This is a genomic window from Bradyrhizobium sp. AT1, assembly GCF_001590795.1.
Taxonomy (GTDB): domain Bacteria; phylum Pseudomonadota; class Alphaproteobacteria; order Rhizobiales; family Xanthobacteraceae; genus Bradyrhizobium.
The window spans coordinates 2,395,632-2,407,828 of record NZ_JXDL01000001.1 but is presented as its reverse complement, the minus strand read 5'-3'; the positions used below and the strand labels follow the sequence as shown (position 1 = coordinate 2,407,828).

The 12,197-nt window shown below is 65.4% G+C and carries 13 protein-coding genes; 2 read left to right on the top strand and 11 right to left on the bottom strand.

Annotated features, from left to right (window positions below):
• Both SE92_RS11630 and SE92_RS11625 read left to right on the top strand, forming a co-directional pair.
• A partial coding sequence (locus SE92_RS11630; RefSeq protein ID WP_349510035.1) for an oligopeptide/dipeptide ABC transporter ATP-binding protein occupies positions 1 to 200 on the top strand: 200 nt, incomplete at its 5' end.
• On the top strand, positions 197 to 1,183 hold the full coding sequence (locus SE92_RS11625) for an ABC transporter ATP-binding protein (RefSeq protein WP_063195827.1): 987 nt from the start codon (positions 197 to 199) through the stop codon (positions 1,181 to 1,183). The genes SE92_RS11630 and SE92_RS11625, both read left to right, overlap by 4 nt.
• Positions 1,184 to 1,271: 88 nt before the next feature.
• Here SE92_RS11625 and SE92_RS11620 read toward each other — a convergent pair whose 3' ends face one another.
• The 11 genes from SE92_RS11620 to SE92_RS11570 all read right to left on the bottom strand — a co-directional run bounded on the left by SE92_RS11620 (position 1,272) and on the right by SE92_RS11570 (position 12,130).
• Positions 1,272 to 1,559: a YciI family protein gene (locus SE92_RS11620; protein WP_063195826.1), complete on the bottom strand. Its 288-nt coding sequence runs from the start codon at positions 1,557 to 1,559 to the stop codon at positions 1,272 to 1,274.
• A gap of 69 nt (positions 1,560 to 1,628) precedes the next feature.
• The gene (locus SE92_RS11615) at positions 1,629 to 2,603 is read right to left on the bottom strand and encodes a sugar ABC transporter substrate-binding protein (protein WP_063195825.1); all 975 of its coding nucleotides are present in this window, start codon (positions 2,601 to 2,603) and stop codon (positions 1,629 to 1,631) included.
• Positions 2,604 to 2,645: 42 nt separating this feature from the next.
• The gene (locus SE92_RS11610; protein WP_063195824.1) at positions 2,646 to 3,623 is read right to left on the bottom strand and encodes an ABC transporter permease; all 978 of its coding nucleotides are present in this window, start codon (positions 3,621 to 3,623) and stop codon (positions 2,646 to 2,648) included.
• Positions 3,620 to 4,570, bottom strand: a complete 951-nt coding sequence (locus tag SE92_RS11605) for an ABC transporter permease (protein WP_063195823.1) — start codon at positions 4,568 to 4,570, stop codon at positions 3,620 to 3,622. The genes SE92_RS11610 and SE92_RS11605 overlap by 4 nt, the downstream gene beginning before the upstream one ends.
• Entirely contained in the window at positions 4,563 to 6,086 is a 1,524-nt protein-coding gene (locus tag SE92_RS11600) for a sugar ABC transporter ATP-binding protein (RefSeq protein WP_063195822.1), read from the bottom strand. Before SE92_RS11600 ends, SE92_RS11605 begins: the two co-directional genes overlap by 8 nt.
• A complete protein-coding gene (locus tag SE92_RS11595; RefSeq protein WP_063195821.1) occupies positions 6,083 to 7,477 on the bottom strand; it encodes an FAD-linked oxidase C-terminal domain-containing protein in 1,395 nt (464 codons plus the stop codon). The genes SE92_RS11600 and SE92_RS11595 overlap by 4 nt, the downstream gene beginning before the upstream one ends.
• Positions 7,478 to 7,537: 60 nt before the next feature.
• The gene (locus SE92_RS11590) at positions 7,538 to 8,422 is read right to left on the bottom strand and encodes an intradiol ring-cleavage dioxygenase (RefSeq protein ID WP_063195820.1); all 885 of its coding nucleotides are present in this window, start codon (positions 8,420 to 8,422) and stop codon (positions 7,538 to 7,540) included.
• A gap of 15 nt (positions 8,423 to 8,437) precedes the next feature.
• Positions 8,438 to 9,340, bottom strand: coding sequence for an NAD(P)-dependent oxidoreductase (locus SE92_RS11585; protein WP_063195819.1), 903 nt, complete (start codon positions 9,338 to 9,340; stop codon positions 8,438 to 8,440).
• Positions 9,341 to 9,361: 21 nt separating this feature from the next.
• Complete coding sequence (locus SE92_RS11580) at positions 9,362 to 10,726, bottom strand: amidohydrolase family protein (RefSeq protein WP_063195818.1); 1,365 nt, start codon at positions 10,724 to 10,726, stop codon at positions 9,362 to 9,364.
• A gap of 4 nt (positions 10,727 to 10,730) precedes the next feature.
• Complete coding sequence (locus SE92_RS11575) at positions 10,731 to 11,810, bottom strand: maleylacetate reductase (protein ID WP_063195817.1); 1,080 nt, start codon at positions 11,808 to 11,810, stop codon at positions 10,731 to 10,733.
• Positions 11,807 to 12,130 carry a Dabb family protein gene (locus SE92_RS11570; protein WP_063195816.1) on the bottom strand — a complete coding sequence of 108 codons (324 nt, stop codon included), beginning with the start codon at positions 12,128 to 12,130 and terminating at the stop codon, positions 11,807 to 11,809. Before SE92_RS11570 ends, SE92_RS11575 begins: the two co-directional genes overlap by 4 nt.
• Positions 12,131 to 12,197 lie beyond the last annotated feature (67 nt).

The window sequence follows — 12,197 nt, the reverse complement described above, 5'->3', positions numbered from 1 at the left end:
TGACAGGCACGGCACGGCAGCTGGCCGAGATTCCGGGGCAGGTGCCTGATCTTCGCAAGCCCATCACCGGCTGCGTCTTTGCCGGCCGCTGCGCGCTCGCGACCGATCTGTGCCGGCAATATGCGCCGGGGCTGGAGGAGAAGGGACCTCGCCACATCGCCGCCTGTCACTATGCGGCCAAGGGAGCCGTTGCGGCATGAGTCCTCCGCTGCTCCAGGTCAACGACCTCAAGAAGCACTTTCCGGTCAAGAAGGGCCTTTTCCAGCGCAAGTCCGAATGGGTCTACGCGGTCGACGGCGTGTCGTTCGAGATCGCGCGCGGTGAGACGCTGTCGCTGGTCGGCGAGTCCGGCTGCGGCAAGTCGACGGTCGGCCGCGCCGTCTTGCGGCTGTTCGACATCACGTCGGGCCAAGTGATCCTCGACGGCCAGCGCATCGACGACGCCGCGCCGAGCACGATGCGCCAGATGCGCCGGCGCGTGCAGGTGGTGTTCCAGGATCCGTTCTCGAGCCTCAATCCGCGCATGCGCGTGCGCGACATCCTGGCCGAGCCGATCCGCAATTTCGGCCTCGCCAAATCCGCGGAGGATCTCGAGGTCCGCGTCACCGCGCTGATGGACACCGTGCGCCTGCCGCGCGAGGCGTTGAACAGGCGGCCGCACGAATTTTCCGGCGGCCAACGTCAGCGCATCGGCATCGCGCGGGCGCTCGCGGCCGAGCCAGAGCTGATCGTGTGCGACGAGGCGGTCTCGGCGCTCGATGTCTCGGTCAAGGCGCAGATCGTCAATCTCTTGCAGGATCTGCAGAGCGAGTTCGGCCTGGCGCTGCTGTTCATCAGCCACGACCTCGCGATCGTCGAGCACATGACGCACCGCGTTGCGGTGATGTATCTCGGCAAGATCGTCGAGGTCGCCCCGCGCCGCGAGATTTTTGCCGCGCCGAGACACCCCTATACCAAAGCGCTGCTCTCGGCGGTGCCGCTGCCCGAGCCCGGCGCCCAGCGCAATCCCATCATCCTCAAAGGCGACGTGCCGAGCCCGATCAATCCGCCGAAGGGCTGCCGCTTCCACACCCGCTGCCCGCTCGTGTTCGATCGCTGCCGGGTCGAGGAGCCGGTGCTGCGTGCGGCCGGGGCCGAGCAGTGGGTGGCCTGTCACCTCGAAGAGGCGCCGGCGGGCAGCTAAAGGCGAGATTCGCGTCGGAAATTCCCTAGCAAAAACAACCCCATTCTACTGTGCATGGGGTTGTTTTCGCATTTTTGATATGGCCGCCTCAGCCTTGCCGGCGCAGGAAGCCTGTGATCGTCACCTTTTCCCAGATGCCCGCCGCGGCAAAGGGGTCGGCGCGGTTGAAGGCCTCGACCTCGGCGCGGCCGGGCGCCTCGATCAGGAACAGGCTGCCGATCATGGTCTGGCCGTCGTCGGAGACCAGCGGCCCCGACATCACGATCTTGACGCCGAAACGCGAGGTGTCGCTGAGGAACGCCTTGTGGGTATCGTAATTGGCGAGCCGGGTCGGCAGCGCGCCGGCGCGGTCGACGGCGTGAATGGCGAACAGCATGGTGTCTCCGTGTCTTGCTTCAATGTTGGGACGGCCGCGTTGGCGGCCGTCCGGTCGTGATGAGTGGGCTTACTTCGCGCTGAGCTTGCCGGCCTCCTCGAAGGTCGGGCATTTGCGCTGCTCCAGCGGTACGTCGAACGGCTGGTAATTGTCCTTGGTGATGACGGTCGGCTTCAGCACGATCTCGCTGATGACGGGCTCATTGCGCAAGGACCGGATCGCCATCATGGTGCCGAGGCAGCCTTGCGCAAAGCCGTTGTAGTCGCCGCTGGCGAGCAGCTTGCCTGATTTGATCGCGTCGATCGCTTCCTTGGTGCCGTTGATGCCGATCACCTGCGCCTTGCGATTGGCGCCGTCGAGCGCCTCGATCGCGCCGACCGCCATGGCGTCGTTGGCGGCGAGCACGCCGTCGATCTGCGAATTCGACTGCATCAGGTTCTCCATGACCTGGAGCGCCTGCAGCCGCTGATAGTTGCCTGGCTGCGAGGCCAGCAGCTTGGCGCCCGCATTCTCCTTCAGCGCGTCGTTGAAGCCGCGGACGCGGTCGACATTGGTCAGCGAGCCCTTGACACCCTCGATGATGACGATGTTGCCCTTGCCGCCGAGTGTCTTCAGCAGGAAGCGTGCGGTCTCGAGGCCCAGGCTGTAATCGTCGGCGCCGATGAAGGACAGGAACTTGCCGCCCGCGGAGCGGTCGGTGATGTTGACGACGGGGATCTTCGCCTCGTTGATCTTCTCGACGCCAGGCACCATGGCCTTGTAGTCGACCGGCGTGAACACGATCGCGCTCGGCTTCTTCACCACGACGTCTTCGATCTGGCTCAGTTGTTCGGGGATCGAGTCCGGCTTGGTCGGGATGTACTGCAGCGTCTTCGCGTTCAGCGTCTTCGCCATGTTGTCGGCGCCGACCCGCACCGTCTGGAAGAACGGGTTGGTCTGGTTCTTGGTGAAGACGGCGATGGTCTCGCCGTCGGCCCGCGCTTGCGTGGTGAATGCCGCCGCCATCAGCAGCGGCAGCGTCAGATAGCCCAGTGTCCGTTTCATGTTGCCTCCATCCCTCATTTTGCTTGTTGGAACTCTAAGAACTCATTGCGCGCGGCGGCGCGTCTTCATGTCGAGCCAGACTGCGAGAATGACGATGATGCCGGTGACCAGCGGCTGCCAATTGGCGCTGACCGAGAGCAGGTTCATGCCGTTCAGCACCAAGGTCAGGATCAGTGCGCCGATGAAGGTACCGAACACGGTGCCGACGCCGCCGAACAGCGAGGTACCGCCGATCAGCACGGCCGCGATGGCGGGCAGGGTCAGGCTTTCGCCGATGTCGGCTTCGGCCGAATTGAGCCGCGACAGGAAGATGATCGAGGCGAGCCCGGCCATGATGCCTGAGACCGTGTAGACCAGCAGCAGGCGCCGCGCGACCGGAATGCCGGAGAGGCGGGCCGCGACCGGATTGGCGCCGATCGCATAGATCTCCTGGCCCCAGATCGTGCGTTGCGCGAAGAACGTTCCGATCCCAAGGAACACCAGCAGCAGATAGACCGGTATGGGAAGACCGAACAGATAGCCGCTGCCGATCTGGCGGAAGCCGGCCGGAAAGCCGTGCAGCGTCTCGCCCGCCATGTACCAATAGGTCAGGCCGTTCAGCACCCACAGCATGCCGTAAGTTGCGATGAAGGAGGGGATGCGCAGCGCGGTGACCATGACGCCGTTGAGGAGGCCGACGACGCCACCGCAGGCAAGCCCGGTGAGGATGCCGAGCGCCGGCGAGCCGGTCTTGTGGATCACGGTGCCGGCGATGCAGGCCGACAGCGCGACATTGGCGCCAACGGACAGATCGAGGCCGGCGGTCAGCACCACCAGTGTCAGGCCTGAGGCGATGAAGAAGGTCAGGCTCGCCTGGCGGAGCACGTTGAGGATGTTGCCGAGGCTGAGGAAGGAATCGCTGAGCACGGCGAGCACCGCGCAGATCAGGAGCGCCGCGAGCAGGCGGTAGAACACCTGGATCGCGTCTTGCGACAGGAAAGAGCGCGGCGGCATGATCGTCTCTTTGGTGATGTCGGTCATGCCCGGCTCCTGAGACCATCGAGGAACAGCGCGACGATGACGAGCACGCCGACGCTGGCGACCTGCACCGAGGACGGCAGCGAGATCAGGTTCAGCCCGTTGCGCAATACGCCGACGGAGAGGACGCCGAGCAGGGTGCCGAGCAGCCAGCCATTGCCGCGCTCGAAGGAGGTGCCGCCGACGGCGACCGCCGCGATGGCATCGAATTCGAGGCCGAGGCCGGCGGTCGGGTGGCCGGAATTCATGCGCGCCGTCATCAACAGGCCGGCGATGCCGGCCATGGCGCCGCCGATCGCATAGACCGCGATCAGCAGCTTGTTCGGCGACAGGCCGGCATAGCGCAGCGCCTCGCGATTGCCGCCGAGCGCGAAAATGTAGGTGCCGAAGCGGGTGTGATAGAGCAGGCCGTGGAACGCCGCATAGGTCACCAGCGCCATGACGATCGGCACGGGAATGCCGAGCAGCGTCGCCGAATAGATGTCGCGCACGCTGTGGGGAATGCCGACCACGCTCTGGCCGTCGCTGACGATCAGCGACAGGCCCTGCGCCATGCCGAGCGTACCCAGCGTCGCGACGAAGGGCGGAATGCCCAGGATGGCGACAAGCCAGCCATTGGCGACGCCGAACGCCGCGCCGACGAGAAGGCCCGCGCCCAGGCCCAGCAGCATCGATTTGGTCGCGAGCGAGACGATGGCGACGCAGAGCGAGGTCAGCGTCAGCACCGCGCCCATCGACAGGTCCAGTCCCTCGGTCATGATGATCAGCGTCATCGGCAGCGCGAGCATGGTCAAGATGGTCGACTGCACCAGCACGTTGGAGAGGTTGGCGACCGACAGGAAGCCGGGCGCGATCACACTGAACAGCGCGACCAGCAGCACCAGCACGATGGCAACGCCGGGAATGCGTTGCAGTGGGTTGGGCGTAGAGACGACCGCGGCTTCACGCATGATGCATCCCCAGTCGCACGATGTTCTCCTCGGTCAGTTCGCTACGGGTCAGATGTCCCGCGATGCGCCCTTCGCGCATCACATAGGCGCGGTCGCAGACGTGGCAGATCTCGATCTGCTCGGACGAAATCATCAGTGCCGCGGCTCCCTCCGCGACGAGGCGGTCGATCAGGGCAAAGATTTCGGACTTGGCGCCGATGTCGATGCCCCGCGTCGGCTCGTCGAAGATGAACAGCTTCGAGCCCGCCGCCAGCCACTTGCCGATGACGACCTTCTGCTGGTTGCCGCCCGAGAGCAGGCCGACGGTCTGACGCGCGCTGGGCGTTGCAATGCGCAATTGCCGGATCAGGGCGTCGGAAGTCCGTTGCGCGCCTCGAGAATCGAAAAGTCCGCTCGGGAATAGCTTTCGCAGCGCCGATACCACGAGATTGTCGCTGACCGAGCGCAGCAACGCGAGGCCCTCGCTCTTGCGGCTTTCCGGGATCAGCGCGATGCCGCGGCGGGCGGCAAGGTCAGGCTCGCCGGAGATGGTCTTGCCGTCGAAGATGATCTCGCCTGACGTGACGGGATCAGCGCCGAAGATGGCGCGGGCGACCTCGCTGCGGCCGGAGCCGACCAGGCCGCACAGGCCGACGATCTCGCCCCGGCGCACCTCGATGTTGATGTCGGAGATGCCGGTCGAAGCGGTCAGCCCCTTGACCTGAAGCAGCACCTCGCCCGGCTTGTCGGCGAAATGGCGGGGATAGGTCATGTCGACGTTGCGGCCGACCATCATGCGCACGAGCTGGTCCGGCGTCACGTCGCCGGGCCGGACCCCGTCGATGCGGCGGCCGTCGCGCAGCACGGTAATGCGATCACCGAGCGCGAACACCTCGGCCATGCGGTGCGAGATGTAGACGATCGACACGCCATCGGCTTTCAGTCGCGCGATCAGTTCGAACAGCAGCTCGGTCTCGCGGTCGGACAGCGCGGCGGTCGGCTCGTCCATGACGAGGATGCGCGCGTTCTGGCTGATCGCCTTCGCGATCTCGACCATCTGCTGCTGCGCCACGCCGAGCTTGTCGACGGTGGTGGATGGATCGATGTCGAAGCCGATCTTGCCGAGCACATGCTTCGCATCGGCCAAGATCCTGCGGCGGTCGATGGTGCCGGGGATGCGGCCCTTCGGCTCGCGGCCGAGGAAGATGTTCTGGGCGATGTCGAGATAGGGGACCAGCGAGAATTCCTGGAAGATCACGGCAATGCCGAGCTTCTGCGCGTCGGCGGTGGAGGAGATCGCGACCTTCTCACCCCTGTAATAGAACTCACCGGCATCGGCGCGGTAGGCGCCGCACAGCACCTTCATCAGGCTCGATTTGCCGGCGCCGTTCTCGCCCAGCAGCATGTGGACTTCGCCGGGATAGACGGCAAAGGACACGTCATCCAGCGCTTTGACGCCGGGAAACTCCTTGCTGATGCCGCGCAGCTCCAGCAGCGGCGTGGGTGAGGTGACCTCGATCGGGAGCGCGTCGCTCATGCTTTTGTCCCACTCGCAAAGATCTTGCCGGGATTCATCAAGCCGTTCGGATCGAGCGCCGTCTTGATGGATCGCATCACATCGACGGCCTCGCCGAGTTCGTCCGTGAGATAGTCGATCTTGCCGAGCCCGATGCCGTGCTCGCCGGTGCAGGTGCCGTCCATGGCAATGGCGCGGGCGACCATGCGGGCCTGCAGCGCCTTGGCGCCTTCGGTCTCTTCGGGCCTGTTCGGGTCGATCAGGATCAGCATATGAAAATTGCCATCGCCGACATGGCCGACGATGGGCGCGACAAAGCCGTGTTTGTCCGCGTCCCGCCGCGTCTCGGTCAGGCATTCCGCCAGCCGCGAGATCGGCACGCAGACGTCGGTGATGACAGCACGTGCGCCGGGGCGCAGGCCCAGACCCGCATAAAGCGTGTTGTCGCGGGCGTGCCAGAGCCGGCTGCGATCCTCCGCTGCCTTGGCCCAGGCAAAGCCATGACCGCCGTGATCGGCGGCGATCGCCTGCGCCGCCTCAGCCTGCTCGGCGACTGACGTCTCGGAGCCATGGAATTCGAAAAACAGGGTGGGCGCCTCGCGGTAGCCGAGTTTTGCGTAGGCGTTGATGCCGCGCATCATGACGTCGTCGAGCAGCTCGATTCGGGCTACGGGAATGGCGGACTGGATGATGGAGATCGCGGTGTCGACGGCGCTATGCAGCGTGTCGAAGCTGCACACCGCGGCCGAGATCGCCTGCGGCACGGGATGCACCTTCAGCGTGATCTCGGTAATGACGCCGAGCGTGCCTTCCGCGCCGACGAACATTCGCGTCAAGTCATAACCGGCAGCCGACTTGCGGGCGCGCCTGGCGGTCCGGATCACGCGGCCGTCGGCCAGCACGACCTCCAGTGCCATGACATTGTCCTTCATGGTGCCATAGCGCACGGCCATGGTGCCGGAGGCGCGGGTCGAGGTCATGCCGCCGATCGAGGCGTCGGCGCCGGGATCGATCGGGAAGAACAGGCCGGTGTTGCGCAGTTCCGCATTGAGCTGCTTGCGGGTGATGCCGGGCTGCACCACGACGTCCATGTCGCTGTCGTGCACGCTGAGCACCTTGTTCATGCGCGCGAAGTCGAAGCAGACGCCGCCCGCGACCGCGGCCGCATTGCCTTCGAGCGAAGTCCCGGCGCCGAACGGAACGATCGGCATGCCTGCGCTCGCGCACAGCTTGACGATTTCGGCGACCTCCTTCGTCGTTTCAGGGAAGACAACGATGTCCGGCGGCAGATTGCGGTAGTGCGATTCGCTCTGCCCATGCTGATCGAGCACGCCGCGCGCAACGCTCGCGCGCGGGCCGATCATGCCGGTGAGGCGATCGGCCAAAATGCTCGTGCTGACCCGCGGTCCCATCCTCAGCTCCCTGTCTCCCCGATCGCGGACTCTTGCCGGTCCGCCGCGTTGTCGTCCGGCTTAGGCGGCCCTTGCGTTGCTCGCAACCTGCTTCAGGCCGAAATCATAGTTGAGATGAAAATACTCGCGCTCCACCATGCGACCATCCGGCGCACGGCCGGCCGGATGCCTGGCGAATTCGCGGATCAGGCTGTCCTTGACGCCGAACACTACGTCCGAGTCGAGATATTGGTCTCCTGCAACGAACACGTGGGTGACCAATTGCTCGAAGCCGGGCGCCGAGATCATGAAATGCACGTGCGCCGGGCGCCAGGGATGGCGGCCCTGCGCCTCCAGCATCTGGCCGACCGGGCCGTCATGCGGGACGGGATAGGCGGCGGGCTTGATCGACCAGAAATGGAAACGGCCGCTGGCATCGGTGTGAAAACGCGCGCGCATCGCGAGATCGCCGATGGCGTCGAGTTGCTGCACGTCGTAATAGCCGTCATCGTCGGAATGCCAGACGTCGACGATTGCACCCGCGAGCGGCTTGCCATCCACGGTCGAGACCGAGCCGGTGACCAGCATCGGATCGCCTTCCATCGGGCCGGAGATATCGGCGCCGTTGTCCTTCTCCGGCGCGGCTTGAACGAAGAACGGGCCGAGCACGGTGGTCTCGGTCGCGCCCTCCGGCATCGGGTGGTTGATGGCATCGACCAGCATGGAGACGCCGAGGGTATCCGACAGCAGGATGAATTCCTGGCGCTTGTCGTCGCACATGTGCCCGGTGCGAGTCAGGAAGTCGATGCCGTATTCCCATTCCTTCTGGGTCGGCCGCACCTCGCGAACGAAGGCATGAAGGTGACGGACCAGCGCTTCGCTGATTTGCTTGATGCGCGGATCGGTTGCATCCTTGATCCGCTCCAGCACCGCGTCGGTGATCGTATTCTCGTTGAAATTTCGCATAGGTGTTTCCGCCGATCAGAGTTTCGGTTCGCCGAGGCCGGACAGCCGCTCGAGATGCTTGACCGTCGCGATGAAGTCGGTGTCGCCGTCGCCCTGCGCGACCAGCGAGCCGTAGGTCTCGCGCACTTGCGCGGCGAGCTGAAGCGGCACGCCGACGGCGTGGCCGGCCCCGAGGATGAGGTCGAGATCCTTGGCCATCTGCTTGCAGGAGAAGGTCGACTCGAAATCCCGCGTGCGCAGCGGCGCGGTCTTGTACTTCACCATCGGCGATGCCACGGCGCTGTCGTCGAGCACCTTCAAGATATCCTGCCAGGCGATGCCGCCTTTGCGCGCCAGCGCCAGGCTCTCGGCCATCATCGCGGCCGACACGGCGATCATCAGATTGACCGAGAGCTTTGCGTAACGAGCTTCCTCGGCCGGACCGAGATAGGTCTGTCCGCGGGTGAAGGCGGCGAACAGCGGCTTTGCGCTTTCGAAGGCGTCCTTCGGGCCCGAGACGAAGCAGGTCAGTGCGCCGGTGTGAACGATGCTGGCATTGCCGGAGACCGGGGAACGCAGATAGGCGATACCGCGTGCTTGCGCGGCGGCCGCAATTTCAGCGGAGGCTTCGACGCTTACGGTGCTGGTCTCGATCAAGATAGATCCAGCACCCATCGCGGCAATGAGGCCGGCGGGACCGAGCAGGGCGCCGCGCAACGCCACGTCGTCAGGCAACGAAGTGATAACGGCGGCCTTTCCTCTCACGGCCGCAGCCGGCGATGCGGCAATCGCAATGCCTTGTGCACGCGCTTCGTCGAGCCGCGCCGCGCTTTGGTCGAACGCAGTGACGGCATAACCGGCCTTGGCGACGAGCACCGACATCGGCAGGCCCATTTTGCCGATCCCGATGAAAGCAATAGTCTTCGACGCGTCTGTCATTGTTGCCATCCGTTGGCGCGGCTAGGCCGCGCGTCCCTGTCGTTCGATGTCCTGCACCAGCCGCCGGCCGGATTGCGCCAGCAGCTCCTTCTTCGTCTCCAGTCCCTCGACCAGCAGCTTGCCATTCCGCTTCTTCCAGGCGCCGCCGATCATGACCGCCTCGATATTGGCAAGGCTCGTCTGCATCACCACGGTGGCAACGGGATCGTGCACCGGCTGGAGATTGAGGTCGGAGGCGTTGATAATGACGAGGTCGGCAAGCTTGCCCGGTGTCAGCGATCCGATCTGGTGCTGGCGGCCGAGCATGCGGGCGCCTTCCGTCGTGATCCAGCGCAGCGCCTCGCGCACGGGAATGGTGGTCGTTGCCGGAATGGTGCCGCTCTCCTTGCGCGATTCCGCGTTGTCCAACGCCCGCTGCATCGACAGCGCGACGCGCGCGACGGAGAAGAGGTCGCCGGCCAGCACAGATTCGAGGTCGATGCCGATGGTCGGCCGCACACCACGCTTCAGCAGTCGTCCAGTGATCGGGAAGCCGTGGCCCTGGATCATCTCGTTCTCCGGCGTCACCGAGAAGGACACGCCGAGATCAATGAGACGGTCGAGCAGATCATCCGGCAGATCGTTGCCATGGACGATGTTGATGCCCGCGTCGACGAGGCCGGCCTCGATCAGCTTCTCCCAGCCGCCGGGAGTCTTGGCCGGTCCGCCGCCCTGGTGCATCGACGCGATCAGCTTGAGCTCCCGCGCCAGACGGAAATCGTGTATGGCGACGTCGAGCGTCGAATAATGCGGGCCGAGGATCGCAAGGCCGAGCGTGACGAGGCCGTCGCGATCGGCGAGGGGGCCGGCCAGCAGCCGCTCGACCTCGCGGCGTGGATGCGGCACTTCCGAGAAATGCGGCTCGCCCGGCTTCGGCTCCGGCTTGGGCGAGCCGTGGAGGAACGCCGCGCGGATGCCGCTCTCGATCAGGCCGCGCACGGCCGCGTCGGTGTGTTCGGGCGTCGGATTGTTGTGGCACCAGTCGACCAGCGTGGTGACGCCGTGGTTGATCTGGTTCAGCGCGCCGAGGAGGGTGGCGATATGGATGTCCTCGGGCCGGAACACGGTGGCAAGGCCGGCATGCATGCGGCGGAAATATTCCAGCAGCGTCCAGTTTGCGGCAAAGCCGCGCAGGCCGGTCTGCCAGGTGTGCATATGCGCGTTGATCAGGCCGGGAATGACGATGCGGCCTTTGCCGTCGACGATTTCCGCGTCGGCCGCGACCTCGATCGATGGCCGCACGTCGACGACGCGGCTGCCCTCGACCAGCACGTCGCCGGTGGCGAGGTCGCCGATCACGTCATCCATGGTGATGACGGTGGCGGATCTGATCAACGTGCGCTGCATCGCTTCAAGTCGCCGCTTTGACGGCGCCGGGCGACTCGCCGGCCCAGGCGCGCGCGATCAGGTCCCGGATGGCATTGCGTTCCAGCGGACGCGGGTTCCAGTAGGCGTTGGTCACCGCGAGATCGGCGGCCCTGTCGATGCCGCTCTCGGGCATGCCGATGTCGCGCAGCGCGGTCTTTGCGTCCAGCCGTTTTGCAAGCTCGAAAAGTCCCTGCGACGCATCGGCCGCGCCGATCGCGCGTGAGATGCGTGTCATCGCGTCGGGGACCGCCGGCGCGTTGTAGGCGAGCGCGTGCGGCAGCACGATGGTGTGGGTCTCGGCATGCGGCAGGTCGAACGTGCCGCCGAGCGTGTGGCAGAGCTTGTGATGCAGCGCCATGCCGACGGTGCCCAGACAAACGCCGCACAGCCAGGCCCCATACAGCGCCTCGGTGCGCGCCTCGCGGTCGTCGCTTCTGGCGGCGATGGCGGGCAGGGCCCTCGCCAGGGCGCGAATACCTTCTTCCGCCATCAGCGAGGTCACCGGGTTGGTGTCGCGCGCATACAGCGCCTCGACGGCATGGGCGATCGCGTTGATGCCGGATGTTGCCGCGAGGCTCGCCGGCAGCGTCAGGGTGAGATCGACATCGTAGATCACGGTCTCGGGCAGGATCGCCGCGTCGCGCACCGTGGTCTTCAGACCGTTCTCGGTCTGGCCGACGATCGGCGTCATCTCCGAGCCTGCATAGGTGGTGGGGATGCAGAGCTGGTTGATTCCGGTGCGCAAGGCCAGCGCCTTACCGAGACCGGTGGTCGAGCCGCCGCCGAGCGAGACGACGCAGTCGGCTTCGCACGCCTTCATCGCCGTGAGCGCGCGCTCGGTGACCTCGACCGGCGTATGCATGGTCGCGCCCGGAAAGATGCCGGCATAGAGCGGGCCGAGCGCCGCGCCGAGGCTCTTGCCCTGCGCCTCCTGCTGCGGCGTCGTCAGCACCAGGGCACGCGTGCCGCCGAGCCTCTCGACCTCGGCCTTGGCGCTCGCCAAGGTTCCACTGCCGAACACGACGCGGCAGGGCAGGTTTTCAAAGGTGAACGAACCGATCATGCGCCGGTCTCTTTGATGGGATAATCGACCTGGAAGCGTCCGATCCGCAAGTCGCCCAAAGCCTCGCGGACGCGCAAATGTTCGGGGTGGTTGGCATAGGCCGAGAGGGCTGCCTGGTCTGTGAATTCGGAGAACAGCACCACGTCGCAGGCATAATCGACCGCACTGACGTCCATGCCGACCTCGATATGGGTCAGGCCCTCGATCCGGCCCTTGAGGCCCTCGAACAGGGTCTTGACCTTGACCCGGGCGGCGGAGCGTTCTTCCTGGGTCTCCCCGCGCAGCCGCCACATCACGATGTGCCTGATCGGGCCCGACATTTCCTTATTTCCTCGCCTGCCATTGTGCTTTGTTGGCGCCATTTTGCCTTGCAGAAAACGGAAATAA